Below are 26581 nucleotides of genomic sequence, written 5' to 3'. Positions count from 1 at the left end.
GGCGCTGTATCACGGTTGTGTTGGCAACGTCGCAAACATCGTCGGGATTGTATCGGTGACGGGGTCATACACACTGGGATACACAGCGTCATTCTGCAAAAACGGAATAAAAACCTGATTCTTATACCTGTCAACTTTGACAGTATCGCCCGGCAACACCGCTCCTTAAACTGGGTTTCGCCAATAGCGCAAACCTTCATCCGATACCGGGAGCCACGCCATGGGTACGTTCGCGGGACAGACATCAGGCACGTTGACCGCCAGGATCAACGACCAACCCGACTTCACTGCCGACAACTTCACCCTGTCCAAAGGACCGCGCTGGGAGATCAAGGCCACTCATGTCGCGCCGACTGGCAATCCGGCGGATCATCGCGAATTGAAATTCTATGTGCCCGCCTGTTCGTCGGATGTGAGCTTTGAAATCACCTATCCGTTACACATCAGCAATGCCGAGAACAAGGCCATGGCGACTTTCTGCACCCCACCGTCCATCGCGCTATCCCGAGAAGGTACGCTGACGCTTCAATACTGTGCATCCGAAGGGACAATGACCGGCTCATTTTCCTTCATGTGCGTGTCCGCCCCCTGCAACGAGCGTTATCAAGTCACCGAAGGACATTTCAAGTGTGACGTAAGTAAATAAGGCTTCCAAAGACAGCGCCGGATGAAGTATTTCGGCCTCGTGCGACTAGACTCAATCCTACCCAGTCGAGGGGGACGCAGGACTGTCGTAACGCCCTGCCCGTTTCCACGACCACCGCCCGGTGGTGAATGCCTCGACCCCCAACGCCACCGGACTGTGATCCTGTCAAAGGAGCACATGAAATGGACGAGGCCAGACTCAACGAATTCATGGGCAAACTGGTCAACGACATGGGCGGCGCAGCGATGCTGGCCAATGTCATTGTCGGCGAAGAACTTGGCCTGTATCGGGCAATGGCCGACAGCCAGCCGATCAGCCCCGAATCCCTCGCAGCAAAAACCACCTGCAACCCGCGACTGGTGCGTGAATGGCTGAGTGCCCACGCGGCGTCCGGCTACATGGAACACCACGACGGCAAATTCCGTCTGCCGGAAGAACAGGCGCTGGCCCTGGCCAAGGAGGATTCGCCGGTGTACGTGGCCGGTGGCCTCGGCGTGGTGGCGTCGTTTTTCCATGACAAGGACAAACTGGTCAAAGCCATGCGCGGCAACGGTGCCCTGCCCTGGGGCGATCACCATCCGTGCATGTTCACCGGCACCGAGCGGTTCTTCCGCCCGGGCTACAAGGGGCATCTGATCGCCGAATGGCTGCCGGCGCTGGACGGTGTGGTGGCCAAACTCGAAGAAGGCGCCAAGGTTGCCGACATCGGCTGCGGCCACGGCGCTTCCACGGTAATCATGGCCCAGGCGTATCCCAACTCGCGGTTCGTCGGCTTCGACTATCACGCGCCTTCGATCACCGTCGCCACCCAGCGGGCCGAAGAAGGCGGCGTCAGCAATCGCGCGCGGTTCTTCCAGGGCACGGCGAAAAGCTATCCGGGCGATGACTATGACCTGATCTGCTATTTCGATTGCCTGCACGACATGGGCGACCCGGTCGGCGCGGCGAAACATGCCTTTGAATCCCTGAAAGACGACGGCACGGTGCTGCTGGTCGAGCCGTTCGCCAACGACACCCTGGACGAAAACATCACACCGGTCGGGCGCTTGTTCTATGCCGCGTCGACATTCATCTGCACGCCAAATTCGCTGTCCCAGGAAGTGGGGCTCGGCCTCGGTGCGCAGGCCGGCGAGTCGCGCTTGCGCAAGGTATTCACGGAAGCGGGCTTCAAACACTTCCGGCGGGCGACGCAGACGCCGTTCAACCTGATTCTGGAGGCACGCAAGTAACCGTCGGGCAGCGGACGCCTCTGAAAAGAGGCGTCCGTCAGTGCTAACCTGCAAGGCACTTACAGCCTGCGGAGTGCTGATCATGCTCGACCGTCCCCTCCCGGACCCGCTCGACTTTCTGCAACAGGTCATGGCCGACGGCGACTTCATTGTGCTGACCGGCGCCGGCATCAGCACGCCGTCAGGCATCCCGGACTACCGCGACACCGACGGTGTTCGCCGTGGCCGGCAGCCGATGATGTACCAGGAATTCCTCGCCGCCCCGGAATCGCGCCGCCGCTATTGGGCGCGGGCCATGCTTGGCTGGCCACGGGTGCGTCAGGCACGGCCGAACGCCGCCCATGAAGCGCTGGCCAGTCTGCAAAGACACGGGCGGATCGGCGGCCTGATTACCCAGAATGTCGACACCCTGCACGATCAGGCCGGCAGTCACGATGTCATTGAACTGCACGGCAGCCTGCACCGGGTGCTGTGCCTGGATTGCGGCCAGCGCAGCGAGCGGGACTCGATTCAGCACTTGATGGAAACGCAGAACCCCTATCTGGCCGGCGTCGATGCCGTACAGGCACCGGACGGCGACACTCAGCTCGATCCGGCTTTCGAGGCACGCTTCCAAGTGCCGCATTGCCCGCATTGCGCAGGCGAACGGATGAAACCGGACGTGGTGTTTTTTGGAGAAAACGTAGCGCAGCCGACGGCAGCGCGGGCCATGGCACTGGCGGAAAATGCCGCCGGGATGCTGGTGGTGGGTTCGTCGCTGATGGCGTATTCGGCGTTTCGCCTGTGCCGGGTAATTGCGGATCGGGGCAAGCCGCTGATTGCGATCAATCTGGGGAAGACACGGGCGGATGAGTTGCTGGATTTGAAAATTGAAGCGTCGTGCGAACAGCTGCTGCCGCTGCTCACAGAACGCCTGACTTAGCGACCGCCCAAGGTCAGTGCTCAGCCTTGAGAATGTCAAAAAGCGCCTGCGCCGCCGCCGACAGTTCATTCCCCGGATCGGTCAGCACGCCAATCGCCCGCTCCACCACCGGCTCATGCAATGTCAGACATCGCGCCCCCAGTTCGCGCATCTGTCCGGCACATAAGGCCGGCACCGCACTGACGCCCAGCCCGCTCGCCACCATCCGCCCGACGGTCGCCAGTTGATGGCTTTCAAATTCCACCGGCAGTTTCATTCCTCGGCCCTGCAAGTGTTCCTCCAGCATCACCCGCACCGTGGACGGTCGTTGCAGGGTGATGAACGGTTCCTGCAGCAAAGTCTGCCAATCAATGTCGCTACGGTCGGCCAGCGGCGAATCCTGCGGCACCACAGCGACGAAGCGATCCCGGTAAAGCGGCGTGAAGGTCAGCGAGGTGTTCTGCATCGGCTCGAACGCCACGCCGAGTTCAACCTGACGATCGCGGACCATTTCCAGCACTTGCTCGTTGATCACGTCGTTGACCGTGACGTTGACGTTCGGATAACGCGCGCGGAAGGTCTTGAGGATCGGCGGCAGCCGGTTGCCGGCAAAGGACGGCATCGCCGCCAGCGTCACCCGCCCGCGTTGCAGACTGAAGCGCTGGCGCATTTCGTCTTCGGCGTTGTCCCAGTCGGCGATCAGGCGCCGGGCCAGCGGCAGCAGCGATTCGCCCTCCGGGGTCAGCGCCACGTTGCGCGTGTTGCGGCTGAACAGGCGCCCGCCCAGCCCTTCCTCCAGCGCCTTGATGGTCAGGCTCAACGCCGATTGCGACAGGTGCAGGCGCTCGCAGGCGACGGCAAAGCTCAGGCTCTGGGCTACGGCGAGAAAGGCGCGGATCTGCTTGATGGTCATGCTCGTGTCACTTGAAGGGCTAAGCTGAATATCCGCCCGACAGCCATGGCGGGCATTTAATGAACTTTATCAATCAATCAACCTTAAAAATCAACTTAACAAATATATCCTTCAGCGCGACACTCCAGTCATTCGGCTAGCCAGCCGCCCGACAAACAATAAAAGAGGTGCATATGGCAGGTTTCGACAAGCGCGTGTATTCCTACGAGGAAGCCATGGCAGGTCTTGAAGACGGCATGACCGTGATCGCCGGCGGCTTCGGCCTGTGCGGCATTCCGGAAAACCTGATCGCCGAGATCAAGCGCAAGGGCACCCGCGACCTCACCGTCGTCTCCAACAACTGCGGCGTCGATGGCTTCGGCCTCGGCGTGCTGCTGACCGACCGCCAGATCAGCAAGGTGATCGCCTCCTACGTCGGCGAAAACAAACTGTTCGAAGAGCAACTGCTCAAAGGCGACATCAAAGTCGTCCTGACCCCGCAAGGCACCCTCGCCGAAAAAATGCGCGCAGGCGGTGCTGGCATCCCGGCCTTTTTCACCGCGACCGGCGTCGGCACCCCGGTCGCCGAAGGCAAGGAAGTGCGTGAATTCCACGGTCGCAAGTACCTGATGGAAGAGTCCATCACCGGTGACTTCGCCATCGTCAAAGGCTGGAAGGCCGACCACTTCGGCAACGTCATCTACCGCCACACCGCCCAGAACTTCAACCCGCTGGCCGCCACCGCCGGCAAGATCACCGTGGTCGAAGTCGAAGAAATCGTCGAACCCGGCGAGCTGGATCCGGCACACATCCACACGCCCGGCATCTACGTCGACCGGGTCATTTGCGGCACGTTCGAAAAACGCATCGAACAACGCACCATCCGCAAATAATCCAGGCTGACGGAGAACAAGAACATGGCACTTACCCGCGAACAAATGGCTCAACGCGTCGCCCGCGAAATGCAGGACGGCTACTACGTGAACCTCGGCATCGGCATCCCGACCCTGGTCGCCAACTACATCCCCGAAGGCATGGAAGTCATGCTGCAATCGGAAAACGGCCTGCTCGGCATGGGTCCTTTCCCGACAGAAGAAACCATCGATGCCGACATGATCAACGCCGGCAAGCAGACCGTGACCGCGCGGATCGGCGCTTCGATCTTCAGCTCTGCCGAATCCTTCGCGATGATCCGCGGCGGCCACGTCGACCTGACCGTGCTCGGCGCGTTCGAAGTGGACGTACAAGGCAACATCGCCTCGTGGATGATCCCCGGCAAACTGGTCAAGGGCATGGGCGGCGCGATGGACCTGGTGGCCGGCGCCGACAACATCATCGTCATCATGACCCACGCGTCCAAGGATGGTGAGTCCAAGTTGCTGAGCCAGTGCAGCCTGCCGCTGACCGGCGCCGGTTGCATCAAGCGCGTCCTGACCGACCTCGCCTACCTGGAAATCGAAAATGGCGCTTTTGTCCTCAAGGAACGCGCACCTGGCGTCAGCGTCGAGGAAATCGTCGCCAAAACCGCTGGTAAACTGATCGTCCCGGATCACGTACCGGAAATGCAGTTCGCTGCCGAGTGAGGAATTCGAAAATGCAAGACGTCGTCATTGTTGCCGCCACGCGTACCGCGATCGGCAGTTTCCAGGGTTCGCTGGCCACCGTCTCCGCCGTGGATCTGGGCGCAGCGGTCATCCGCCAGTTGCTTGAGCAGACCGGCCTGGACGGTGCCCAGGTCGATGAAGTGATCATGGGCCAGGTGCTGACCGCCGGCGCCGGCCAGAACCCGGCGCGCCAGTCGGCGATCAAGGCCGGCCTGCCTCACGCCGTACCGGCCATGACCCTGAACAAGGTTTGCGGCTCGGGCCTCAAGGCCCTGCACCTCGGTGCCCAGGCGATCCGTTGCGGCGACGCAGACGTGATCATCGCCGGCGGCCAGGAAAACATGAGCCTGGCCAACTACGTCATGCCGGGCGCACGCACCGGTCTGCGCATGGGTCACGCACAGATCGTCGACACCATGATCAGCGATGGCCTGTGGGATGCGTTCAACGACTACCACATGGGCATCACCGCCGAGAACCTGGTCGAGAAGTACGAGATCAGCCGCGAGCAGCAGGACGCCTTTGCTGCCGCGTCGCAACAGAAAGCCGCCGCTGCCATCGAGGCCGGTCGTTTTGTCGATGAGATCACCCCGATCCTGATCCCGCAGCGCAAAGGCGATCCGGTGGCGTTCAAGGTCGACGAGCAGCCACGCGGCGACACCACCGCCGAATCCCTGGCCAAACTGCGTCCGGCCTTCAAGAAAGACGGCAGCGTCACCGCTGGCAACGCTTCGTCGCTGAACGACGGCGCAGCTGCCGTGATCCTGATGAGCGCCGAAAAAGCCAAGGCCCTGGGCCTGCCGGTACTGGCGAAGATCGCCGCGTACGCCAACGCCGGTGTCGACCCGGCAATCATGGGCATAGGCCCGGTTTCCGCCACTCGCCGCTGCCTGGACAAGGCTGGCTGGAGCATCGGCCAACTGGACCTGATCGAAGCCAACGAAGCTTTCGCCGCACAATCGCTGGCGGTGGCCAAGGATCTGCAATGGGATCTGGACAAGGTCAACGTCAACGGCGGCGCCATCGCCCTCGGTCACCCGATCGGTGCATCGGGCTGCCGCGTACTGGTGACCCTGCTGCACGAAATGATCAAGCGTGATGCGAAAAAGGGTCTGGCGACCCTGTGCATCGGCGGCGGTCAAGGCGTGGCCCTGGCGCTGGAACGCGCGTAAGCGCAAAAGAGGTTCAACAGCGGGCGGCGGATCCACGACATCCACTGCCCGTTGGCAACAAACCCGGTACGACTCACGTCGCACCGGGTATTTTTTTGCTCGGTCGTCAGCCAAATTTCACCAGATTCAGCACCGGCAACGGCCCGCCCGGGAACTGCACCAGTCGCGCACCCACGCTCAACTCGCCCAGATCGATACCGAAGAAGCCGAGCTGATCGATCAGCGCTGCCACTTCAGCCTTGGCCTGCGCATCATCGCCGGACAGGAACAGCACACGCTTGCCCCCCTCCGACGCCGGATCCGCTTCCAGCAAACGCGCCAGCAAGTGGTTGAACGCCTTGACCACCCGCGCGCCCGGCACCCATTCGGCGAACACTTCGCTGGACGGCCGCCCCTGCAAATCCACCGGTTTGAACGATGGCGCTTCAATCGAATTGTTGGCGTCGATAACGATCCGTCCACCGAAGTCCGGGAGCCCGGCCAGTGCGGTCGGCAGTTTCGACCAGTTCACCGCGACCAGCACGATGTCCTGAGCCGCTGCTTCTTCACGGCTAACGGCACGGGCAGTCGGGCCGAGTTCCGCGACCAGCTCGGCCAGGGTCTCCGGCCCGCGACTGTTGGCGATGACCAACGGGATGCCCTGACGCGACAAGGCTTTGGCAAACGCTGTACCGATGGCGCCAGCGCCGATGATTCCGATAGTGCTCATGGTGTTCTCCTCAAAGTGGGGGTAAGACTCGAAACGAATCTTGCGCTTGCCATTCCCACTTGATTAGCCGGTAATGTCTTGAATGATCTTCAAGCATCGCTATCAGGTCGAACCTATGGAAACCCTTGCCAATCTGGAATCTTTCGTCCGCAGCGCCGAGACCGGCAGCTTCTCCGCCGCCGCACGGTTGCTGGCGCTAACCCCGGCGGCGGTCAGTCGCAACGTGGCGATTCTTGAACGCAACCTCGGCGTGCGGCTGTTTCAGCGCTCGACCCGCAAGCTGTCGTTGACCGAGGCAGGTGAAGGTTTTCTGGCGAGCATCGGCGGCAACCTCGACGCCTTGCAGGCAGCGATTGCGACGGTGGCGACCGAGCGCGGCGAGCCGGCGGGCGTGCTCAAGATCAGCCTGCCGCCGACGTTCGGCATCGATCACATGCTGCCGCTGCTGCCGGAGTTTCTGGCGCGCTATCCGCTGATTCGCCCGGAATGGCACTTCGAGAATCGTCAGGTGGATCTGATCGCCGAGGGCTACGACGTGGCGATTGGTGGCGGCTTCGAACTGACGCCCGGCGTGGTCGCCCGGCCATTGTCGTCCGCCGAAGTGCTGGCGGTGGCGTCGCCGACGTATCTGGCCGGCCGCACACTGCCGCGACATCCGACTGATCTCGCCGATCACCACGGCATCGTCATGCGCGGCCTGCGCACCGGGCGCCTGCGCCAATGGCAGATGCACAACGAAGCCGGCGAACAGGCCAGCGCCCTGCTCAACCCGAACATCGTGCTGAATGACCCGATGGCCATGCGCACCGCGGCGTTGTTGGGTCTGGGCGTGACGATGCTGGTGCTGCCCGATGTCAGTGCGCAGATCGAACGCGGTGAACTGGTGCGACTGTTGCCCGACTGGCAATGCGATGCCGGCGCGATTTCGCTGTACTACCCCAGCCGCACTTTGCTGCCGGCCAAGACCCGGGTGTTCATTGATTTTGTGGTGGAAGCGTTTGGCCGTTAGGCCGCCAGCTGCAGAATCAGCCAGGCATTCGCCCCGCTGATCACCACAAACAATCCCCACGCGAGAACCTTGGTCGGCAACCGGTTCACAAACGGCCCCATCAATTGTTTGTCGTTGGTCATGCGAATCAGCGGATACAGTGCAAACGGCAATTGCAGGCTCAACACCACCTGGCTCAACACCAGTAATTTGCCCACCGCGCCGTCGCCCATCAGCCACACGCCGATGAACGCCGGAATCAGCGCCAGCCCACGGGTAATCAGGCGCCGCTGCCAGCAAGGGATCCGCAGGTTCAGATAGCCTTCCATGATCACCTGCCCGGCGATGGTGCCGGTGAAGGTCGAACTCTGCCCCGAGGCCAGCAGCGCCACGCCAAACAACACACTGGCCAGCGCGCCGCCCACCAGGGGGTCGAGCAAGTGATAGGCGTCCTGGATGTCGACCACGTCGGTGTGTCCGGACTGATGAAAGGCCGCCGCCGCGAGAATCAGGATCGCCGCGTTGACCAGCAATGCCAGCGCCAACGAGCCGATGGTGTCGATGCGCGCCAGTTTCACCGCGTCCTGCTTGCTGGCCAGATCCTTGCCGATCAGCCGTGTCTGCACGATCGACGTGTGCAGGTACAGGTTGTGCGGCATGACGGTGGCGCCGAGGATGCCGATGGCCAGGTACAACGGCGCGGCATCGCCAATCGCTGACAGCGACGGTTTGAAGCCCTGGGCGACGTCTGGCCAGTACGGTTTGATCAACAGCAATTCAACGAAAAAACACGCGCCGATGGTACCCACCAGCACCAGCATGATCGCTTCCAGTCGGCGGAAGCCACGGTTTTGCAGGGCCAATACCAGCAACGTATCGAACGCCGTCAGGGCGATGCCGAATGTCAGCGAACACCCCAGCAGCAAGTGAAACGCCAGCGCGCAGCCGAGTACTTCTGCGAGGTCGGTCGCGATGATCGAGATTTCCGCCAGCACCCATTGCAGCCGCGCCGTCGGAGTGCTGTAGCGCTCGCGGGACAGCTGCGCCAGATCGCGCCCGGTGGCGATGCCCAACCGCGAGCACAGGCATTGCACGACCATGCCCGCCAGACTCGCCAGCAACACCACGAACAACAGGCTGTAACCGAAACGCGAACCGGCCTCGATGGCGGTGGCCCAGTTGCCCGGATCCATGTAGCCGATCGACACCAGCAAACCGGGGCCGGCAAAGCGCAGCACGCGTTTGAAGAACGAGGCATTGGGATCGACCGGGACACTGCCGGCCACTTCCGGCGGGCAGAACGGCGCCGTGGCGATTTTGGGCAAGCTGAATTTCACGCACACATCCAGAAACAAGACGAAAGACGCAGCTTAGACGTTTCAGTCAGCGCGCCCAAGCACAGATGTGCTGCGCTCAGGGTTTGGCGTTACCCAGCAATTGCTGGCGCAGCTCGGGACTGCGCGTGCGCGGGTCGAGCCAGATGTCGAAAAACGCCCGGGCAAACTGCGGATCATCGATTTCATGCTGCAACTGCTGGCCGACAAAGAACCGCGCGCCCTGCCCCGGCAAGTACACCCCGGTAATCCGCGTGCCGGCCTGGACGTCGACGAAGGATTGCTGCATCTGTGCCTGCCACAGCGCAAGTTGGCCTGGACTGATCGAGGAACCGGCCAAGCGTTTGATCTCATCGACGCTGGCCTTCACCAGATCATCGCGGGAGACATTGCGTCGGTAGATCAATTCCAGCGCAAAGGGCTGACCCTCGGCCAGCGGTCGCGCCGCGCTCCACAGTCGGGCGTTGTAGACATCGAAACCGAACACACTGAAATCGCCAGTGCCGATGATCTGTGCGCCGGGCACTGCGTCCTGCCAACTGGCCCAGGTGGGTGTCAGCAACAAGGCCCACAAGCCGATCCCGCAGCATCCACGCAACACCTTCGGTGTACTGCTCATCGCGGCATCGACTCCGGTAACCCCTGATACTCAGAGCATAGTCCGCTATCGCGCTGGTCATTTTGTATACATGTTTTGCATACATATGCAGCAATCCGTTCATGACGATGCTAACGTGGCCCTCATTGACCTGACGGAGACACCTGCGTGCTGATCCTCAAACTGCTGCTGATTCCCGGTTTCCTGCTGCTGATTTCCCTCGCGGGCAAGCGTTGGGGCCCGAGTGTCGCCGGGTGGCTGTCGGGGTTGCCGGTGGTGGTCGGGCCGATTCTGTTTTTCCTCGCCATTGAGCAGGGCCCGGCGTTTGCCGCGCAATCGGCGGTGGCGGCGCTGTCGGCCATGTTTGCGATGATCGCGTTTTGCATCACTTATGCGCAGGTGGCGCAGCGGGCGAACTGGCCGTTGGCGCTGGTGGTTTCCTTATCGGTCTGGGCCGTGCTGGCGCTGATTCTGTCGCTGATTCCGGCCTCGTTGCCTTTCTCGATTGCCGCCGCTGCAACTGCCCTTCTTGCCGCGCCATACCTGTTTCCCAAGGTGCAACCGGTGGTCAGCGGCCCGGCGCCGAAGTCGGACAAACTGGTCTGGCGGATGATCGCCGGGGCCGCGTTGACGCTGGTGGTGACCATGCTGGCCAGCACTGTCGGCGAGCGCTGGAGCGGATTGCTCGCGGTGTTCCCGGTGCTCGGCAGCGTGATGGCGGTGTTTTCCCAGCAGACCCGTGGCCCGGCGTTCACCGCCGCGTTGTTGCGGGCGACGGCGACGGGGATGTATTCGTTTTCGGCGTTTTGTCTGGTGCTGGCACTGACAGTCCCAAGTCTGGGTTTCGGCGGTTTCGTGGTGGCTGTGGCCGTTTCAGTGGCGATGCTGGGCGTCACCCGGCAGTTGCTGGCCAAACCCGCGCCGGCACCGTCGCCGAACTGAACCCGCCCGGACAAACCGCTCTGGAGTGCCGGGTGTGCTCCGTGGGATGATCGCCGCCCAAGCGCCACCATCCCTCGGAGATTCGAATGTCATTGCTTAGCAAGAAAGCCGTCGTCCTGTTGTTGGCGGCGGTGGCCGGTTTCGGCGCCATCAATGCTCAGGCAGCCAAGGCCAAAGAAAAGGTTGTCACCGAGAAAGTCTCGATGCTCGATGGCAAATTCAGTTTTGTCCTGCCCAAGGGCTTTGTCGGCGACCCGCTGCCGGCCGGCCCGACCGGTGCCAAGGGCACCATGTACAGCAACGATGCCACCAAGACTGTGGTCATCGTCGCCGAAAACCAGATTCCCGAAGGCAACAACGTCAAGGACAACGACAGTGCGTTCCTCGACGGCACCGTCTCCGATTTCATCGACGCCCAGCGCAAGGCACTGCCAGACTTCAACAAGCTCAGCGAAAAGAGCCTGACCCAGAAAGGCAATGGCCTGGGCCTGCGTCAGGTCGACAGCACCGCCACCCAGGGCGGCGGCCAGACCCTCAACACCACGTTGCTGGCCGGTTCCGGCACGCGCATGGCGCTGGTCCAGGTGATTTCCCGGGCCAGCGACAAGAGCGGTCACGAGGCATTGGTGAAAACCATCCTCAAGGAAAAGTGATTTTCAGGGATTGAGTTGCTGCAACCAGTCGTTCAAATCCCGAAGCTCGGCCGCGCTGATGCTGTGGCCGACGCCGGGATAGGCATGGAACGCTGGTTTGTAATCCAGCTTCTCGAGCAGCTCTTTGGCCGCGGTGGCGCCACTGTAGGGGACCCGGTCATCCGCCGTGCCATGGCCGATGAAGATTTCAAGCGGCGGATGTTGTTGCGTTGACTTCAGCTCACCCTTGAGCACCGGCAACACCCGCCCGCTCAACGCCGCAATGCCACCCACCGCCGCCGGCTGCCGCAGCCCGACCTCGTAGGTCATCATCGCGCCCTGGCTGAAACCGATCAGGTACACCTTGTCCGGTTGCGCGTGATACTTCTGCGCCGCAGCGGCGATAAAGGCCCGCAGTTTCTGGCTGCTGGCCTTCAGATCATCAGTCTCGCCGTTGTAAGCACCTTCGCCTTTCTTGCGAAACCACTGGAAACGCCCTTCCCCCAACGCCATCGGCGCCTGCACCGACAGGTAGTTGTATTGCTTGGGCAGCTGAAACTTCATACCGATCAAGTCTGCTTCGTTGCTGCCATAGCCATGCAGGAAAATCACCAGCGGACGCTGTTCGGCGTCCGGGTGCACCTGGGCCAGGTAGTTGAGTGGCAGATCGTTTTGCAGCGAGGTCTGAGCCTGAACGGCAGTGGACGCGAGCAGCGTCAACAGCGCAAACACCTTCAACATAAGCCTTCCTTCACACAGTGCAGGGTTCGGGGCAGAGCCTAACACTGTGATCCGGAGGATGGGGTGTCAGTCGTTGATCAGCTTGCCCGCCCGGATCGGCTCGCGCCCCGCCACCTTCGCCTGCCAGATGCCCGGCTGGGTGTAGCGTCCGCGATCGATGGCGAACAACACGCCGCTGGTGCCGGCGCGCACGGTGGTCACGTGGTCGTTCAGCGGATCGACCACTTCGAACAGCGCATCGCCGCGCTCGACCCACTCACCGGCATCGCGCAGGAAACTCACCACGCCATGGTGCGGGGCGAACAGGTATTCGGTGCCTTCGAACGGCATGCCTTCGCAGCATTCCTCCGGTGCTTTCGGCCATTCACCGCTGATGAAGCCCTGCTCGGCCAAAAAGCCCAGAATCGCCTCGCAATTGGCCTGAGCCTGATCGACGCGGGTGTCGCCCATGCTGCCCAGTTCCAGTGTGGTAGCGAGGTTGGCCGGTGGAATCGCAGCCTCCGGGAACATCCGCGCCAGGCGCAACCACGGCGAGGAGCAGGATTCATCGAACGAACTGCCACCGGAATCTTCACACAACAGCGCCACGCCAGCCTTCAGGCGTGCGGCGAGGGATCGCCACTGCGGCCAGTGCTGCGGCAGTGCGTAAATATGAATCGCGGCGTCGAAATCGCAATGCAGATCGAGGGTGATGTCGGCCTCACAGGCGTGGCGCAACAACAGTCGGTGCAGCGCTTCCAGTTGCGAGGCCGGGGCCGGCAACTCATCGAGCACCTGGCCCATGGTCTGGCGGATCAGCGCGATGTTGGCTTGGGCATCACCGCCCAACTGACTCCCGATGCGCTCGGCCACCGGCGCACTGAGCTCGACGAAGGAGCGATTGAAATTCTTGCCGCTGCCCAGCTCGAAGCGCCCCATGTGGCTGCCTTGCAGGTGCTGATCGAGGCCGATCGGGTTGGCCACCGGCACCAGTTCGATCACGCCTTGCAACTGACCGTTGCTTTCCAGCTCGGCCAGGCGTTTTTTCAGCTCCCACGCGGTACGCATGCCCGGCAGTTCATCGGCGTGCAGGCTGGCCTGAATGTAGACCTTGCGCGGGCCGGCGCCGTAACGGAACACGCTCAGGGAACGTTCGCTGCCCAGGTGGCTCCAGGGCAGAAGATGGTCGATGCGTTGCATGGGGAACTCCGGAAATTCTGTGGTCGCTGCCGAGGCAATGACTGCATTGAAAATGTGCTGACAGGATAAAACACGGGCGAAAAAAAAGTGGCCACCGCGTCAACGGGGCCACTTTTTTCTACGGCGTATTAATGGCCGTACACGTCAAAGTCGAAGTACTTGTCCTGCACTTGCTTGTACTTGCCGTTGGCGCGGATTTCGTTGATGGCGGTGTTGAATTTCTCCGCCAGCTCGGTATCGCCTTTACGCACTGCGATACCGGCGCCGCCGCCGAAGTACTTGGCGTCTTCGTAAGTTGGGCCGACGAATTCGAAGCCTTTGCCGGCGTCGGTTTTCAGGAAGCCGTCGCTCAGGTTGACCGAGTCGGCCAGCATCGCGTCGATACGACCGGACACCATGTCCAGGTTGGCTTCCTGCTGCGAGCCGTAACGCACCAGCTCGATGCCTGCCGGCACCAGCACTTCGGTGGCGTAACGGTCGTGGGTACTGGCGCGCAGCACGCCGACTTTCTTGCCTTTGAGCTCGGTCAGCGGGTCTTTCACGCCGGAGCCTGCCTTCATCACGAAGCGCGCCGGGGTGTGGTAGTACTTGATGGTGAAATCGACGTTTTTCTTGCGGTCGTCAGTGATGGTCATCGAGGAAAGGATCGCGTCGATCTTCTTCACTTTCAGCGCCGGGATCAGGCCGTCGAACTCTTGCTCGACCCAGGTGCATTTGACTTTCATCTGCTCACACAGCGCATCGCCGATGTCCACGTCGAAACCGGCCAGTTTGCCGTCAGGGGTTTTCATCGAGAATGGCGGGTAACCGGCTTCGATACCGATACGGATCGGTTTGGCGTCTTCGGCCACGGCGGTCAGGGACAACATCGACAGTGCCAGGGCACCGAACATAACCAGCTTTTTCATTTATTACTCCCGTGTGCGGAGGCTTTTATTGGCAGCTTTCGATTGTCAGGTTCGGCCTTGGGCTGTGTAGCGCAAAGAAACCGAAGTGGCCGGCAGTCTATGGCGGCGCGCACGGGGCAAATTGTGTTTAAGCGACAAATACTTACAGAAAATCGGCGAGTGCCATCACGTGGGAAAAGTGTGCGCCAGAGCGGTGCAAGGGTTGTAGGACAAAGCCGACAAAAGGTGCCGCCGAAGCGGCAACTCTCTGGCTATCAACAATCGCAAGCGATCGGCGCGGTGGCGACGCGCGGTGTCGCAACACTCAACTGAAAGCCTTCATCCAGCCAGCCCGTCACCCCGCCGATCATTTCCTTGACCGGATAACCCAGCGCCGCCAGCTTCACCGCGGCCTTGTTGGCGCCATTGCAATGAGGGCCGGCGCAATAAACCACGAACAGTGTGTTTTTCGAGTAGTCCACCAACCCCTCCGCCGTCAGCAAACGCCCCGGAATATTGATCGCCCCGGGGACATGCCCACGCTCGAAGGCCAGCGGCCCACGCACGTCCACCAGTACAAAATCGACTTCGCCGGCTTCCTGACTGCTGAAGACGTCGGAACAATCGGTTTCGAAGGTCAGACGGTTACTGAAATGCATCAGGGCAATGGCCGAAGGGGCGGCAGGAATTTCACGAACCAGGCTGGGCATGTTGAATCACTCCTTTGTCTGTGGGGTGAACAGACTTTATCGAGCCGCTGCTTGCCGCTACAGTGGCGCACAAGACACTCACCGGGAATTTTCCGCCAAATGCATGATTCACCTGGATTGGTCGCGATTCTGGCCTACGACGGCCTCTGCACATTCGAGTTCGGCATTGCCGTGGAGATCTTCGGCCTGGCCCGGCCGGAGTTCGATTTTCCGTGGTACAAGCACTGCATTGCGGCGGTCGATCAAGGCCCGATGCGCGCCATGGGCGGAATTCAGGTGCTGGCCGATGGCGGTCTTGAGCTGTTGGCGGATGCGCGCACCATCATCATTCCCGGCTGGCGCGACCGTAGTGCGCCGGTGCCGGAAGCCTTGCTGGAAGCATTGCGTGCAGCCCATTCGCGCGGTGCCCGGTTGCTGTCGATCTGCTCGGGCGTGTTTGTGCTGGCGGCCAGCGGCCTGCTCGACGGGCACGGCGCCACCACTCACTGGCGCTACACCTCGGAGCTGGCCGAGCGCTTCCCGGCCATCGATGTCGACCCGGACGTGCTTTACGTCGATTCCGGCCAATTGATTACTTCGGCCGGCAGCGCGGCCGGAATCGACGCCTGCCTGCATCTGGTGGCGCGGGACTTCGGCACCCAGATCGCCAACTCGGTGGCGAGACGGCTGGTGATGTCGCCGCAGCGCACCGGCGGTCAGGCGCAATTCATTCCGACACCGGTCAGCCCGACGCCGCGCAGCGACCTGTCGCGCGTGATGCAGTGGGCCCGCGAGCGCCTGCACGAACCGCTGGAAGTGCGCGATCTGGCCAGCGAAGCGGCGATGAGCCAACGCACCTTCCTGCGAAAATTCAGCGAAGCCAGCGGCCAGTCACCCAAGGCCTGGCTGCAACACGAACGCCTGGCCCGGGCCCGGGAATTGCTGGAAAGCACGCCGCAGAACACCGAACAGATTGCCCTGCGCTGTGGCTATCGGTCGGTGGAGAGCTTTCGTGTGGCGTTTCGCAGCGTGGTCGGGGTGCCGCCGTCGGTGTATCGCGAACGCTTTGGTCGCGAGATCAAGGCTTGCGCAGAAGATAGGTGTCCATGATCCAGCCATGCTCGGCCCGGGCAGCCTTGCGCACCCGTTCGATCTCATCGGCAACATCGCCAAGCTTGCCATGGATGAGGATTTCATCCGGCGTGCCGAGGTAGGCACCCCAGTAAATCTCGGTCTCCTGATCCGCCACCCGATGGTAGGAATCTTCCGCGTCGAGCATCACCACCAGACTGTCCGTATCGCTCACCTGCCCCGCCGCCAGGCGTCGGCCGGTGGTGATTTCAATCGAGCGGCCGATGGTGTTCAACGGCACCTTGTGTTGTGCCGCCAGGGCCTGAACGCTGGTGATGCCGGGAATGACTTCAAATTCAAACGCGCATCGCCCCGAATCCAGAATCGCCTGCAGGATACGAATGGTGCTGTCGTACAGCGCTGGATCGCCCCACACCAGAAAACCGCCGCACTGCCCGTCAGACAATTCGTCATTGATCAGGCGTTCGAAGGTTTGCTGCTTGGCACGGTTCAGATCATCGACGCTGGCGCTGTAGTCCACATCGCCGCGCTCGCGCTCCGGGCTGTGGGCTTCGGCGAAACGGTACGTACGATCGGAGATGTAGCGTTCGCAGATTTCTCGCCGCAGGTCGATCAGCTTGTCCTTGCTCTGACCCTTGTCCATCAGGAAAAACACGTCCACCCGGTTCAGCGCCTTCACCGCCTGCATCGTGATGTAGTCCGGGTTGCCGGCACCGATGCCGATCACCAGCAATCGCTTCATCACTCTGCTCCTTCCAGATTCATGCCGGACAAGCGTAGCCGCCAGCGCCCGGTAAACCGCAGATCGACCGCCGCCAGCGGCTCGACATCAAGGCTGTGAAACGCCTCGCCCTGCACGACCTGCATCAATGCAGCACGAATCACGAACGGATGGGTGACCGCCACCACGTGTCCCGGGATGGCTTGCAGTGAAACCAGCCACGCGGCCACCCGTTCACGCAATTGCGCCACCGACTCGCCGCCATGGGGTGCGGCGTGCGGATCTTCGAGCCAGGCTTGCAATGCGTCGGGTTCGTTCCGTTGCAAGTCCTTGATCGACTGACCTTGCCACCGCCCCCAATCGCAATCACGCAGTGCTTCAACAACCTGAGCATCATGACCGAACCATGCGGCAGTCTGGCACGTGCGCAATTCCGGGCCGCAGATCAAACGCCGCGCAGTAGCGAATCGACCGGCCAGCGAGTCAGACGCCACAGCGCTTTCTTCAACAGCTTCGTTCGTAGGAAAACGCGCCAATTTTTGTGCGACGGTTCTGGCGTGACACATCAAGGTCAAACGGGTGGCTTGCACAATGAGTCACTCGGTCAGAAGGTAAAAAACACCCGGCAAAGTGCCGGCAGGACGGCAATTGTGCCGTAAACCGGGCGGTTCCGGGGAAGCCCTTGAATCGCTCTGTCAAAACAAAGCGGCAATGTCTGACAAAGTAATGGGCAATGGACTACAAGAATGATCGACAGACGTGTAGCCCTTGTTACACGGGCATCTCGCCCCATTTTGGGGCCTGGTTTAAACGCGGAAAAATTCGCTAGACATGTAGCGTCAGTTACATAAATACTGTTTTAACGGATTGTGAAGCGAATTCAACACCCCATCCAGCAGGAGCCCGGATGCCCCCTTTAAGAGACCTGATCACCGACCCCGGCCTTGACCTGACGCCGTCGGAGCGCAAAGTCGTTCGCGCCTTGCTCGATCAGTATCCACGCAACGGGCTTGGCCCGATGGCGCGCCTGGCCGAACATGCCGGTGTCAGCGATCCGACCATCGTGCGGCTGGTGAAAAAGCTCGGCTTCGGTGGTTACGCCGAATTCCAGGACGCCCTGCTCAGCGACATGGACCATCGCCTGCGCTCGCCGCGCACCCTGTTGCAGCCGCGCTCGCACCAGAACAAGGACGATGCCTGGAGCCATTATCTGGCTCACAGCCATAACCTGCTGGCCGAAACCCAGGCCCTGACCCAACCGGAAGACGTGCGGATCCTCGCTGACTGGCTGCTAGACACCCGGCATCAGGTCTACTGCTTCGGCGGACGCTTCAGCAGCCTGATGGCGACTTACCTGCTCAATCATTTACGCCTGCTGCGCCCCGGTTGCTTTGCGTTGGAAGACAACGCGCAATTGCCGGACCGCCTGTTCGACCTGCAACGCCAGGACGTGGTGCTGGTGTTCGACTATCGCCGCTACCAGACCCAGGCCCTGCGCGTGGCGAGCGCGGCGAAGAATAACAACGCCCGCGTCGTGCTGTTCACCGACATCTACGCCTCGCCGCTGCGCGAACTGGCCGACATGATCATCAGCGCTCCGGTGGAGTCGGCCTCGCCGTTCGACACCATGGTCCCGGCGCTGGCCCAGGTCGAGGCATTGATTGCCTGCCTGACCCTGCGCAGCCCGGATCTGGCCGATCGCCTGGAAGGCATCGATGCCCTGCGCAACGACTTCGACACCCACTTGCTGGAGGACAAATAAGGATGTTCAGCCTTCCCCATCGCTCGCCACGGGACTTGCCGTTTGTCATCGACCACACCGCCCTGTTGCTGGTGGACATGCAGCGCGCCTGGCTCGAGCCGCAGTTCGACTCGCACCTCGAAGGCCCGGACGCCGCGTATTTCCTCAACCGCACGCGCTCGCAAGTGGTACCCAATCAGGTTCGCCTGCTCAACGCCTTTCGCGATGCACGGCAGAACGTGCTGCACACCCTGATCGAAAGCCTGACCGCCGACGGCCGCGATCGCTCGCTGGATCACAAACTGTCGGACATGCACCTGCCCAAGGGCAGCCCCCAGGCACAGGTCATCGCCGAACTGACCCCGGCGGAAAACGAAATCGTGCTGTCGAAGACCTCGTCCGGGGTCTTCAACTCGACCAACATCGACTACGTGCTGCGCAATCTCGAAACCCGTCACCTGATCATCGCCGGCATCGTCACCGACCAATGCGTGGACATGGCCGTGCGCGACGCCGCCGACCGTGGCTACCTCGTCACTCTGGTGGCGGACGCCTGCGCGACCTACACCGAAGCACGCCACGACGCCTGTCTGAACGCGATCAAGGGCTATTGCTGGATCACCGACACCGACACCGTGCTCAGCCGGTTGCAGGAGATGCAGCCATGAGCGAACGCCTGTCGCCGTTGCCGATGACCACCATCGTCACCACCGACCTGATCGGCGTCACCCGTGGCCGTTCGTTTCCCACCGATGAGCTGGAACATTATCAGGCCGTCGGTTGTGGCTGGGTGCCGGCCAACAGCGCGCTGACGCCGCAGGACATCATCGCTTCGACCAGTCCGTGGGGCGCTTATGGCGATCTGCGGCTGATTCCCGATCTGGACAGCCGCGTCACGGTCGGCAACGGCCCGGACGCCGCAGCGCCAGCGCTGGACTTCATCCACGGCGACATCCGCGAGACCGATGGCCGGCCATGGGCCGCCTGTCCGCGCACCCTGTTGCGCAACGAGGTCGAGCGCTATCGCGATGAGCTCGGCTTGCAGGTCAACGCCGCGTTCGAACACGAATTCAATCTGCACGCCGGGTTTGCCGAACACCTGGCGTTCTCGCTGGAAGCCCAGCGCCAGGGCGCCGAATTCGGTGGCTGGCTGCTCAGTGCGTTGCGCGCCGGGGGCGTCGAGCCGGAAATGTTCCTGCCCGAATACGGCAAGCACCAATACGAAATCACCTGCCGCCCGACCCTTGGCGTGGCGGCGGCGGATCGCGCGGTCAACGTGCGCGAGATCACCCGCGAAGTCGCCCGGCAGATGGGCCTGGATCTGAGCTTTGCGCCGAAGACTGCCGCCGATGCGGTGTGCAACGGCGTACACCTGCACGTCAGCCTGCTCGATCTGACGGGTCAGCCAATGCTTTACGACGCCGGCACCAGCAATGGTCTGTCGACCCTCGGCCAGCACTGGGCGGCGGGTGTGCTGCATTACTTGCCGGCGCTGTGTGCGTTCACCGCACCGACGCCGGTGTCGTATGAGCGTTTGCAGCCGCACCACTGGAGCGCGTCCTACGCCTGCCTCGGCCAGCAGAACCGCGAAGCGGCGCTGCGCATCTGCCCGACCGTGAGCCTGGGCAACAAACCCGTGGCGAAGCAATACAACCTGGAATTCCGCGCCATGGACGCCACCGCCTCGCCGCATCTGGCAATGGCCGCGCTGTTGATCGCCGGACGCCTGGGCATCGAGCAGCGTCTGGCGCTGAACGCGATCACCGATGAAATCCCTGATTCACTCAACGACGAACAACGCAAGGCCCGGGGCATCGTTGCTCTGCCCGCCTCCCTGGCCCAGGCACTGGATTGCCTGCGTCGCAGTGAAGCGCTGGTCGAAGCGCTGCCAAGCGCGTTGCTCGAAACCTTTTTCGCCCTTAAAACCGAGGAACTGGCGCTGACGGAACAGCTCTCGCCCGCTGATCTATGTGAGCACTATGCACGCCTGTACTGAATCCGTTGAGCTTGGGTTGTACACCCGACCGGTCTACAACCTGAGCCGTGAAGATTCGACGCACCCGCTGATTCTGGTGTGCGAACACGCCAGCCGTTACATCCCCGAGGCCCTGAACAATCTGGGCCTGGATGACACGGCCGCGCGCGAACATATTGCCTGGGACATCGGTGCCCTGGCGCTGGCCGAGCAACTGTCGGAGCAGTTGGGCGCGACGCTGTTGAGCGCCAATTACTCGCGCCTGCTGATCGACCTCAACCGCCCCCGGCATGCGCCCGACAGCATCCCGGCGCAGAGCGAGATCTATCAGGTGCCGGGCAACCGCGAGCTCGACGAAGCTACCCGCGAATACCGTCGCCAGTGCCTGTTCAAGCCGTTTCACACGCGGCTGCAGCAACTGATCGATGCCCGTCTGGCCGAAGGTCGGCCGGTGCGGGTGATAGGGATCCACAGTTTCACCCCGGTGTACTACGGCCAGCCGCGTGAGCTGGAAGTCGGCGTGCTGTTCGGTCAGGCCAAGGGCTATGCCCAGCGGATGCTCGAGGGTCTGGAACGACATCCGCTGAAAGTCGCCGGCAACCAGCCGTACAGGATCGACCCGCTGGGCGACATGACCGTGCCGGTGCACGGCGATGCCCGAGGCCTGGATTCGGTGTTGATCGAGGTGCGCAACGACCTGCTGCGCAGCCCGGAAGCGGTGAACCGCTGGGCGAATTATCTGGCGCCATTGCTGTAAGGATTGTTGTAACCACTGCTGACGCTGTAAACGACGGACCGATATAACAACTAAAACGACCGATTGGCTGACAAGGAGTTGCGCTTCATGGAAATAGAAGAGTTCGGCTACAAACAGGAGTTGAAACGTAGCCTGACACTGACCGACCTGGTGGTGTACGGGATGATCTTCATGATCCCCATCGCCCCGTTCGGCGTGTATGGCTACGTCAACGCCGAGGCACCGGGGATGGTGCCTCTGGCGTACATCATCGGCATGGTGGCGATGGTCTTCACCGCGCTGAGTTACGGCAGCATGGCCCGGGCCTTTCCGATTGCCGGCTCGGTGTATTCCTACGCGCAACGGGGCCTGAATCAACACGTCGGTTTCATCGCCGGCTGGCTGATGCTGCTCGACTATCTGCTGATTCCACCGCTGCTTTACGTCTACGCAGCGATGGCACTCAACCACTTGTACCCGGACATCCCGAAAGTCGGTTTCATTCTGGCGTTCCTGGTCAGTGCGACTTTCGTCAACCTGCGCGGCATCACCTTCACCGCTCGCATGAACATTGTGTTCCTGCTGGCGCAACTCGTGGTGCTGGGGATTTTCCTGTTCTACGCCTGGAATGCCCTGCACAACGGTGGCGGCAACGGTCAGTTGACCCTCGCGCCGCTGTATCACCCGGAAACCTTCAACTTCGCCCTGCTGATGCAAGCGGTGTCGATTGCGGTGCTGTCGTTCCTCGGCTTCGATGCAATCTCCACCCTCGCCGAAGAAATCAAGGGCGATCCGGGCCGCAGCGTCGGCAAAGCGGCGTTGATCACGCTGGTAGTGATGGGTGTGATTTTCGTCGCGCAAACCTGGATCGCCACCGATCTGGCAGCCGGCATGGGCTTCAAGTCCGCCGACACCGCGTTCTATGAAATCGCCGAAATCGCCGCTGGCAGCTGGCTGGCGACCCTGACCGGCGTGGCCACGGCCCTGGCCTGGGGCGTGGCGGTGGCGATCACTTCGCAAGCCGCGGTCTCGCGCCTGCTGTTCGGCATGGCCCGCGACGGCAAGCTGCCGAAAGTGCTGGCCAAGGTGCATCCGAAACACAACACGCCGTACCTGAGCATTTATCTGGTGGCCGTGCTGTCGCTGGTGATCTGCTACCTGTTCATCAATTCGGTCGACACCCTGACCTCGCTGGTTAACTTCGGCGCCCTGAGCGGCTTCATGCTGCTGCATCTGACGGTGATCAACTATTACTGGCGCCGGCAGAAATCCGGCCAGGTGATCCGTCACCTGATCTGCCCGGTGATCGGTTTCATCATCGTCGCGGCCATCATGTACAACATGGGCGTCGATGCACAGAAACTCGGCCTGATCTGGATCGCACTGGGTCTGGTGTACCTGTTCTTCCTGAACAAGCTCGGCGCCAGTACCGCGCTGCCTGACCCGAGCAATGGCTGACAAGAAAAAGAGCGGCGTCTGACAACAAATCAGGCGACCGCCGCTTTAACGCGTGGAAACCGACAGTGATAGTCAGGTTCGGCGAATGGGCCGAACCTTTTGATACAGGAGTGCATCCATGCTGGTCTTACGTCCAGTCGAGCCAACCGACCTGCCTCAATTGCAACAACTGGCGCGCGACAGCCTGGTGGGCGTCACCTCCCTGCCGGACGACAGCGAGCGCCTGGGCGAAAAAATCGCCGCGTCCTGCGCCTCGTTCGACAGCGATGCGGCCGCTCAGGGTCCGGAGAACTACTTCTTCGTGCTGGAAGACATCGACAGCCATCGACTGGTCGGCTGTTCGGAAATCCTCGCCACCGCAGGTTTCAACGAGCCGTTCTACAGCCTGCGCAACCGCCACTTCACCAGCGCTTCGCGGGAGCTGAACATCGAACACGGCGTGCCGGCACTGTCGCTGTGCCACGACCTGAGCGGGCATACGCTGCTGCGCGGTTTTCACATCGATGAAGCGCTGGTGCGCACGCCGTTTTCCGAACTGCTGTCGCGGGCACGGTTGCTGTTCATCGCTGCCCACGCGCCGCGATTTGCCGAAGCGGTGATCACCGAAATCGTCGGTTATAGCGATGCTCAAGGCCATTCACCGTTCTGGGATGCGCTGGGCAAACATTTCTTCGACCTGCCCTATGTCGAGGCCGAACGCCTGTGCGGCTTGCAAAGCCGCACGTTCCTGGCCGAACTGATGCCGCAATACCCGATCTACGTGCCGATGCTGCCCCAGGCCGCGCAGGACTGCATCGGCCGCATCCACCCGGACGGCCAGGAAGCCTTCGACATCCTTGAGCGCGAGGGCTTTGAAACCAACAGCTACATCGATTTGTTCGATGCCGGCCCGACCTTGTATGCACGCACCGCCAACATCCGTTCGATCGCGCAGAGCCAGACAGTCACGGTTCAGGAGGAACCCCTGATCGATGCTCGCGGTCGCTATCTGGTGAGCAACGATGCTCTGCATGGCTTTCGGGCAGTGGTCGCCGAGCTGGATTTCCAGCCCGGTCAGCCCCTGGCGCTCGACCCGGCCCTTTGCGCGGCGCTCAACGTCCGCGCGGGCGGCACGATCCGGGTGATCGCCCTGTGAACCGCGCCCCTACCCAACGACAGTGCCCGAGCAGGCGCGCAAAAGGAGTTGCAGCATGATTGTTCGTCCGGTTCAAGTCAGCGACCTGCCAGCGTTGATGACGCTGGTGCAACAGGCCGGGCCGGGGTTCACCACCCTGCCCGCCAATGAAGATCGCCTGGCCCACCGGGTACGCTGGGCACAGCGCGCCTTCGCCGAGCAGGTCGAGCGGGCCGATGCCGATTACCTGTTCGTGCTTGAAGACGACGAGCAGCGAGTGGTCGGCGTCAGCGCTCTGGCCGGGGCCGTCGGTCTGCGTGAGCCCTGGTACAACTACCGGGTCGGGCTGACCGTCAGCTCGGCGCCGGACCTGGGCATTCAGCGGCAGATCCCGACGCTGTTCCTTAACAACGAACTGACCGGCCAATCGGAACTGTGCTCGCTGTTCCTGCGCCACGACCAGCGCCATGGCAGCAATGGACGCTTGCTGTCGCTGGGGCGTTTGCTGTTTGTTGCCGAATTCCCACACCTGTTCGGCGAGAAAATGATCGCCGAACTGCGCGGCAGTGCCGACGAGCAAGGCTGTTCGCCGTTCTGGGACAGCCTGGGCCGGCACTTCTTCCAGATGGATTTCAGCCACGCCGATCATTTGTCCGGGCTGGGCAACAAGGCCTTCATCGCCGAACTGATGCCGCGTCAGCCGCTGTACACCTGCCTGCTCACCGAACAGGCCCAGGCGGTGATCGGCCAGGCCCACCCCAACACCGAACCGGCACTGAAAATCCTTCAGTCCGAGGGCTTCGCCCACAAAGGCTACATCGACATTTTCGACGGCGGCCCGGTGATCGAAGCACCGATCCGCAGCATCCGCACCGTGCGCGACAGCCTGGAACTGACCCTGAGCATCGGCACCCCGGACGATCAGGCGCCGCTGTGGTTGATCCACAACCGCCGCCTGGAAAACTGCCGCATCACCGTCGCTCCGGGCCGTCGGGTCGGCAGCAGTCTGGTGATCGACCGCCTCACCGCCAAACGCCTGCAATTGCAGCCGGGCAACTCGGTACGGGCGGTGCCGCTGCCCAATCAACAGCAGCAGGCGGTGGCGGCCTGAGCGCCTCTGCCTGCAGCAAGAAAGCCTGAACAGGATTTTCCTGGTTAACGTCCTCGTTAATTCGTCATGATCCTTGACCCATTGGCGTGATAGCCTTTTCACCTTCGGCGTTGACACCTTTGCTCAAGCCTTTCCATTCCTTTGTATTGGTGGAACTCGTATGACCAGGCTTTCTCATCAAGATTTGCGCCGTAACTTCCGTCAGCTGCTGGCTTCCGACACCTGCTATCACACCGCCTCGGTGTTCGATCCGATGTCCGCCCGCATCGCCGCTGACCTGGGTTTTGAGGTAGGGATTCTCGGCGGCTCGGTCGCCTCGTTGCAGGTCCTGGGCGCTCCGGACTTTGCCCTGATCACCCTCAGCGAATTCGCTGAGCAGGCCACCCGCATCGGCCGCGTCGCCCAATTGCCGGTGATCGCCGACGCCGACCACGGCTATGGCAACGCGCTGAACGTAATGCGCACCATCGTCGAACTGGAACGCGCCGGCGTCGCTGCGCTGACCATCGAAGACACCCTGCTGCCAGCACAATTCGGCCGTAAATCCACCGACCTGATCACCGTCGCCGAAGGCGTCGGCAAGATCCGCGCGGCACTGGAAGCCCGGGTCGATTCGGAAATGGCAATCATCGCCCGGACCAACGCCGGCATCCTGCCGAACCAGGAAATCATCAGCCGCACCAAGCAGTATCAAGCTGCTGGCGCTGACGGTATCTGCATGGTGGGTATTCAGGACTTCGATCAGCTCGAGCAAATCGCCGAACACCTGACCGTCCCGCTGATGCTGGTGACCTACGGCAACCCGGCGCTGCGCGACGACAAGCGCCTGGCCGAACTGGGTGTGCGCGTGACCATCGACGGCCACGGTGCCTACTTCGCGGCGATCAAGGCCACTTACGACAGCCTGCGCGAACAACGCCAGATCTTCACCCAGGCCTCGGACCTGAGCGCCACCGAACTGACCCACACCTACACCCAGCCTGAGGAATACATCCTCTGGGCCAAGGAATACATGAGCGTCAAAGAGTAACCGCGCACCACGCTAAAAAGAGGCAGAGCGGCCCGACGCCATCACGAGTCCACTCGCATGGCGCCCGCCGCGAAACCGCTAGACCGCTGTTTTGAAGCCTTCCTCCCGCTGTAATGCCCGCGTCTGAATCACGTTCAGAATGGCGCAGCCCTCCCGCATCAGCAGATGCACCGCGCTGGTAATGCGCGTCAGATCACAATCGGAAATGCCCTTGAGGTCGAGACTGGAAAAGGTGTCTGCCAGATCGCGCACGACCACAAAACGGTGCATCGCACACGCGGCCATGTCGCTGAGTTCTTTTTGAGTATTGATGAAGAGCACCGGGGATTCGGCGTCGTAGGTGTCGATGGGGAGGTAACGGGGGATTACTTGATCCGACATTGGTGTAACTCCAGGTAAGACAACCACCGTTCGCGGCCAAGCGAATAAAGGTGGCAGCTGTGAGCGGGTTGGCCGACCA

At 61.8% G+C, this 26581-nt stretch carries 29 protein-coding genes; 18 read left to right on the top strand and 11 right to left on the bottom strand.

Annotated features, from left to right (window positions below; all coding sequences use genetic code 11):
• Nucleotides 1-220: 220 nt before the first annotated feature.
• The 3 genes from KJY40_RS12255 to KJY40_RS12245 all read left to right on the top strand — a co-directional run bounded on the left by KJY40_RS12255 (nt 221) and on the right by KJY40_RS12245 (nt 2797).
• Nucleotides 221-646 (top strand): hypothetical protein, encoded by a 426-nt coding sequence (locus KJY40_RS12255; protein ID WP_230737101.1) that lies wholly within the window; start codon nt 221-223, stop codon nt 644-646.
• 182 nt (nt 647-828) lie between these two features.
• Complete coding sequence (locus tag KJY40_RS12250; RefSeq protein WP_230737100.1) at nt 829-1875, top strand: class I SAM-dependent methyltransferase; 1047 nt, start codon at nt 829-831, stop codon at nt 1873-1875.
• A gap of 82 nt (nt 1876-1957) precedes the next feature.
• A complete protein-coding gene (locus KJY40_RS12245) occupies nt 1958-2797 on the top strand; it encodes an NAD-dependent protein deacetylase (RefSeq protein ID WP_230737098.1) in 840 nt (279 codons plus the stop codon).
• Nucleotides 2798-2810: 13 nt separating this feature from the next.
• Here KJY40_RS12245 and KJY40_RS12240 read toward each other — a convergent pair whose 3' ends face one another.
• Nucleotides 2811-3689: a LysR family transcriptional regulator gene (locus tag KJY40_RS12240; protein ID WP_230737095.1), complete on the bottom strand. Its 879-nt coding sequence runs from the start codon at nt 3687-3689 to the stop codon at nt 2811-2813.
• 173 nt (nt 3690-3862) lie between these two features.
• On the opposite strand from KJY40_RS12240, the gene KJY40_RS12235 reads away from it, so the two are divergent.
• Genes KJY40_RS12235 through KJY40_RS12225 form a run of 3 tightly spaced genes read left to right on the top strand, consistent with a single transcriptional unit; the run spans nt 3863 to nt 6444 of the window.
• Nucleotides 3863-4561: a CoA transferase subunit A gene (locus KJY40_RS12235; protein ID WP_230737093.1), complete on the top strand. Its 699-nt coding sequence runs from the start codon at nt 3863-3865 to the stop codon at nt 4559-4561.
• Between the two features lie 24 nt (nt 4562-4585).
• Nucleotides 4586-5251 (top strand): CoA transferase subunit B, encoded by a 666-nt coding sequence (locus tag KJY40_RS12230; protein ID WP_115077327.1) that lies wholly within the window; start codon nt 4586-4588, stop codon nt 5249-5251.
• A gap of 11 nt (nt 5252-5262) precedes the next feature.
• Nucleotides 5263-6444, top strand: a complete 1182-nt coding sequence (locus tag KJY40_RS12225; RefSeq protein WP_007956270.1) for an acetyl-CoA C-acetyltransferase — start codon at nt 5263-5265, stop codon at nt 6442-6444.
• A gap of 106 nt (nt 6445-6550) precedes the next feature.
• On the opposite strand, the gene KJY40_RS12220 is transcribed toward KJY40_RS12225, so the two are convergent.
• Nucleotides 6551-7153, bottom strand: a complete 603-nt coding sequence (locus KJY40_RS12220) for an NADPH-dependent F420 reductase (protein ID WP_230737092.1) — start codon at nt 7151-7153, stop codon at nt 6551-6553.
• Nucleotides 7154-7268: 115 nt separating this feature from the next.
• On the opposite strand from KJY40_RS12220, the gene KJY40_RS12215 reads away from it, so the two are divergent.
• Nucleotides 7269-8162: a LysR family transcriptional regulator gene (locus KJY40_RS12215; protein ID WP_230737679.1), complete on the top strand. Its 894-nt coding sequence runs from the start codon at nt 7269-7271 to the stop codon at nt 8160-8162.
• Here the strand turns inward: KJY40_RS12215 and KJY40_RS12210 are convergent.
• Complete coding sequence (locus tag KJY40_RS12210; RefSeq protein WP_230737090.1) at nt 8159-9478, bottom strand: Nramp family divalent metal transporter; 1320 nt, start codon at nt 9476-9478, stop codon at nt 8159-8161. The genes KJY40_RS12215 and KJY40_RS12210 overlap by 4 nt on opposite strands.
• A gap of 76 nt (nt 9479-9554) precedes the next feature.
• A complete protein-coding gene (locus KJY40_RS12205) occupies nt 9555-10094 on the bottom strand; it encodes a chalcone isomerase family protein (protein ID WP_230737088.1) in 540 nt (179 codons plus the stop codon).
• A gap of 147 nt (nt 10095-10241) precedes the next feature.
• Here KJY40_RS12205 and KJY40_RS12200 point away from each other — a divergent pair, with 147 nt between their 5' ends.
• Together KJY40_RS12200 and KJY40_RS12195 are read left to right on the top strand one after the other, a co-directional pair.
• Nucleotides 10242-11015 carry a hypothetical protein gene (locus KJY40_RS12200; RefSeq protein ID WP_230737087.1) on the top strand — a complete coding sequence of 258 codons (774 nt, stop codon included), beginning with the start codon at nt 10242-10244 and terminating at the stop codon, nt 11013-11015.
• 86 nt (nt 11016-11101) lie between these two features.
• Nucleotides 11102-11668, top strand: coding sequence for a DcrB/PsbP domain-containing protein (locus KJY40_RS12195; RefSeq protein ID WP_129974025.1), 567 nt, complete (start codon nt 11102-11104; stop codon nt 11666-11668).
• A 3-nt stretch (nt 11669-11671) separates the two neighbouring features.
• Here KJY40_RS12195 and KJY40_RS12190 read toward each other — a convergent pair whose 3' ends face one another.
• The 4 genes from KJY40_RS12190 to KJY40_RS12175 all read right to left on the bottom strand — a co-directional run bounded on the left by KJY40_RS12190 (nt 11672) and on the right by KJY40_RS12175 (nt 15164).
• Nucleotides 11672-12388, bottom strand: a complete 717-nt coding sequence (locus tag KJY40_RS12190) for an alpha/beta hydrolase (protein WP_230737085.1) — start codon at nt 12386-12388, stop codon at nt 11672-11674.
• A gap of 66 nt (nt 12389-12454) precedes the next feature.
• On the bottom strand, nt 12455-13567 hold the full coding sequence (locus KJY40_RS12185; RefSeq protein WP_230737082.1) for a succinylglutamate desuccinylase/aspartoacylase family protein: 1113 nt from the start codon (nt 13565-13567) through the stop codon (nt 12455-12457).
• Between the two features lie 128 nt (nt 13568-13695).
• The gene (locus KJY40_RS12180) at nt 13696-14475 is read right to left on the bottom strand and encodes an ABC transporter substrate-binding protein (RefSeq protein WP_011333505.1); all 780 of its coding nucleotides are present in this window, start codon (nt 14473-14475) and stop codon (nt 13696-13698) included.
• A 254-nt stretch (nt 14476-14729) separates the two neighbouring features.
• Complete coding sequence (locus tag KJY40_RS12175) at nt 14730-15164, bottom strand: rhodanese-like domain-containing protein (RefSeq protein ID WP_127797599.1); 435 nt, start codon at nt 15162-15164, stop codon at nt 14730-14732.
• Nucleotides 15165-15263: 99 nt separating this feature from the next.
• On the opposite strand from KJY40_RS12175, the gene ftrA reads away from it, so the two are divergent.
• Nucleotides 15264-16253: a transcriptional regulator FtrA gene (gene ftrA / locus KJY40_RS12170; protein ID WP_230737079.1), complete on the top strand. Its 990-nt coding sequence runs from the start codon at nt 15264-15266 to the stop codon at nt 16251-16253.
• Here the strand turns inward: ftrA and cobF are convergent.
• Nucleotides 16222-16977, bottom strand: coding sequence for a precorrin-6A synthase (deacetylating) (gene cobF, locus KJY40_RS12165; protein ID WP_230737078.1), 756 nt, complete (start codon nt 16975-16977; stop codon nt 16222-16224). The genes ftrA and cobF overlap by 32 nt on opposite strands.
• Nucleotides 16977-17546 (bottom strand): histidine phosphatase family protein, encoded by a 570-nt coding sequence (locus KJY40_RS12160; protein WP_230737076.1) that lies wholly within the window; start codon nt 17544-17546, stop codon nt 16977-16979. Before KJY40_RS12160 ends, cobF begins: the two co-directional genes overlap by 1 nt.
• A 317-nt stretch (nt 17547-17863) precedes the next feature.
• Between KJY40_RS12160 and KJY40_RS12155 the strand changes: the two genes are divergently transcribed.
• The 8 genes from KJY40_RS12155 (at nt 17864) to KJY40_RS12120 (ending at nt 26121) form a co-directional block, all read left to right on the top strand.
• On the top strand, nt 17864-18718 hold the full coding sequence (locus KJY40_RS12155) for a MurR/RpiR family transcriptional regulator (RefSeq protein ID WP_230737074.1): 855 nt from the start codon (nt 17864-17866) through the stop codon (nt 18716-18718).
• Nucleotides 18719-18720: 2 nt separating this feature from the next.
• Entirely contained in the window at nt 18721-19365 is a 645-nt protein-coding gene (locus KJY40_RS12150) for an isochorismatase family cysteine hydrolase (RefSeq protein ID WP_230737072.1), read from the top strand.
• Nucleotides 19362-20693, top strand: a complete 1332-nt coding sequence (locus KJY40_RS12145; protein WP_230737070.1) for a type I glutamate--ammonia ligase — start codon at nt 19362-19364, stop codon at nt 20691-20693. The genes KJY40_RS12150 and KJY40_RS12145 overlap by 4 nt, the downstream gene beginning before the upstream one ends.
• Nucleotides 20677-21429 carry an N-formylglutamate amidohydrolase gene (locus KJY40_RS12140; protein WP_230737068.1) on the top strand — a complete coding sequence of 251 codons (753 nt, stop codon included), beginning with the start codon at nt 20677-20679 and terminating at the stop codon, nt 21427-21429. The genes KJY40_RS12145 and KJY40_RS12140 overlap by 17 nt, the downstream gene beginning before the upstream one ends.
• Before the next feature lie 87 nt (nt 21430-21516).
• Nucleotides 21517-22866, top strand: coding sequence for an APC family permease (locus tag KJY40_RS12135; protein WP_011333496.1), 1350 nt, complete (start codon nt 21517-21519; stop codon nt 22864-22866).
• 118 nt (nt 22867-22984) lie between these two features.
• Nucleotides 22985-24001 (top strand): arginine N-succinyltransferase, encoded by a 1017-nt coding sequence (locus KJY40_RS12130; protein WP_230737067.1) that lies wholly within the window; start codon nt 22985-22987, stop codon nt 23999-24001.
• Between the two features lie 55 nt (nt 24002-24056).
• Nucleotides 24057-25091: an arginine N-succinyltransferase gene (gene astA, locus KJY40_RS12125; RefSeq protein WP_007956239.1), complete on the top strand. Its 1035-nt coding sequence runs from the start codon at nt 24057-24059 to the stop codon at nt 25089-25091.
• A gap of 160 nt (nt 25092-25251) precedes the next feature.
• Nucleotides 25252-26121 (top strand): isocitrate lyase/PEP mutase family protein, encoded by an 870-nt coding sequence (locus KJY40_RS12120; protein WP_007956238.1) that lies wholly within the window; start codon nt 25252-25254, stop codon nt 26119-26121.
• A 78-nt stretch (nt 26122-26199) separates the two neighbouring features.
• Here the strand turns inward: KJY40_RS12120 and KJY40_RS12115 are convergent, their stop codons facing one another.
• A complete protein-coding gene (locus tag KJY40_RS12115) occupies nt 26200-26502 on the bottom strand; it encodes a hypothetical protein (RefSeq protein WP_085748230.1) in 303 nt (100 codons plus the stop codon).
• Between the last annotated feature and the right edge of the window lie 79 nt (nt 26503-26581).

Origin of the sequence: Pseudomonas fitomaticsae (assembly GCF_021018765.1) — a bacterium.
Lineage (GTDB): Bacteria > Pseudomonadota > Gammaproteobacteria > Pseudomonadales > Pseudomonadaceae > Aquipseudomonas > Aquipseudomonas fitomaticsae.
Note: the sequence above shows the minus strand (reverse complement) of the source record. Positions and strands in the feature narration are given on the sequence as shown.

Bases quoted from the DNA above. Each gene is read 5' to 3' on its own strand.
- KJY40_RS12255 (WP_230737101.1), top strand. From the start codon at position 221: ATGGGTACGTTCGCGGGACAGACATCAGGCACGTTGACCGCCAGGATC.
- KJY40_RS12250 (WP_230737100.1), top strand. From the start codon at position 829: ATGGACGAGGCCAGACTCAACGAATTCATGGGCAAACTGGTCAACGAC.
- KJY40_RS12245 (WP_230737098.1), top strand. From the start codon at position 1,958: ATGCTCGACCGTCCCCTCCCGGACCCGCTCGACTTTCTGCAACAGGTC.
- KJY40_RS12240 (WP_230737095.1), bottom strand. From the start codon at position 3,689: ATGACCATCAAGCAGATCCGCGCCTTTCTCGCCGTAGCCCAGAGCCTG.
- KJY40_RS12235 (WP_230737093.1), top strand. From the start codon at position 3,863: ATGGCAGGTTTCGACAAGCGCGTGTATTCCTACGAGGAAGCCATGGCA.
- KJY40_RS12230 (WP_115077327.1), top strand. From the start codon at position 4,586: ATGGCACTTACCCGCGAACAAATGGCTCAACGCGTCGCCCGCGAAATG.
- KJY40_RS12225 (WP_007956270.1), top strand. From the start codon at position 5,263: ATGCAAGACGTCGTCATTGTTGCCGCCACGCGTACCGCGATCGGCAGT.
- KJY40_RS12220 (WP_230737092.1), bottom strand. From the start codon at position 7,153: ATGAGCACTATCGGAATCATCGGCGCTGGCGCCATCGGTACAGCGTTT.
- KJY40_RS12215 (WP_230737679.1), top strand. From the start codon at position 7,269: ATGGAAACCCTTGCCAATCTGGAATCTTTCGTCCGCAGCGCCGAGACC.
- KJY40_RS12205 (WP_230737088.1), bottom strand. From the start codon at position 10,094: ATGAGCAGTACACCGAAGGTGTTGCGTGGATGCTGCGGGATCGGCTTG.
- KJY40_RS12195 (WP_129974025.1), top strand. From the start codon at position 11,102: ATGTCATTGCTTAGCAAGAAAGCCGTCGTCCTGTTGTTGGCGGCGGTG.
- KJY40_RS12190 (WP_230737085.1), bottom strand. From the start codon at position 12,388: ATGTTGAAGGTGTTTGCGCTGTTGACGCTGCTCGCGTCCACTGCCGTT.
- KJY40_RS12185 (WP_230737082.1), bottom strand. From the start codon at position 13,567: ATGCAACGCATCGACCATCTTCTGCCCTGGAGCCACCTGGGCAGCGAA.
- KJY40_RS12180 (WP_011333505.1), bottom strand. From the start codon at position 14,475: ATGAAAAAGCTGGTTATGTTCGGTGCCCTGGCACTGTCGATGTTGTCC.
- KJY40_RS12175 (WP_127797599.1), bottom strand. From the start codon at position 15,164: ATGCCCAGCCTGGTTCGTGAAATTCCTGCCGCCCCTTCGGCCATTGCC.
- ftrA (WP_230737079.1), top strand. From the start codon at position 15,264: ATGCATGATTCACCTGGATTGGTCGCGATTCTGGCCTACGACGGCCTC.
- cobF (WP_230737078.1), bottom strand. From the start codon at position 16,977: ATGAAGCGATTGCTGGTGATCGGCATCGGTGCCGGCAACCCGGACTAC.
- KJY40_RS12155 (WP_230737074.1), top strand. From the start codon at position 17,864: ATGCCCCCTTTAAGAGACCTGATCACCGACCCCGGCCTTGACCTGACG.
- KJY40_RS12150 (WP_230737072.1), top strand. From the start codon at position 18,721: ATGTTCAGCCTTCCCCATCGCTCGCCACGGGACTTGCCGTTTGTCATC.
- KJY40_RS12145 (WP_230737070.1), top strand. From the start codon at position 19,362: ATGAGCGAACGCCTGTCGCCGTTGCCGATGACCACCATCGTCACCACC.
- KJY40_RS12140 (WP_230737068.1), top strand. From the start codon at position 20,677: ATGCACGCCTGTACTGAATCCGTTGAGCTTGGGTTGTACACCCGACCG.
- KJY40_RS12135 (WP_011333496.1), top strand. From the start codon at position 21,517: ATGGAAATAGAAGAGTTCGGCTACAAACAGGAGTTGAAACGTAGCCTG.
- KJY40_RS12130 (WP_230737067.1), top strand. From the start codon at position 22,985: ATGCTGGTCTTACGTCCAGTCGAGCCAACCGACCTGCCTCAATTGCAA.
- astA (WP_007956239.1), top strand. From the start codon at position 24,057: ATGATTGTTCGTCCGGTTCAAGTCAGCGACCTGCCAGCGTTGATGACG.
- KJY40_RS12120 (WP_007956238.1), top strand. From the start codon at position 25,252: ATGACCAGGCTTTCTCATCAAGATTTGCGCCGTAACTTCCGTCAGCTG.
- KJY40_RS12115 (WP_085748230.1), bottom strand. From the start codon at position 26,502: ATGTCGGATCAAGTAATCCCCCGTTACCTCCCCATCGACACCTACGAC.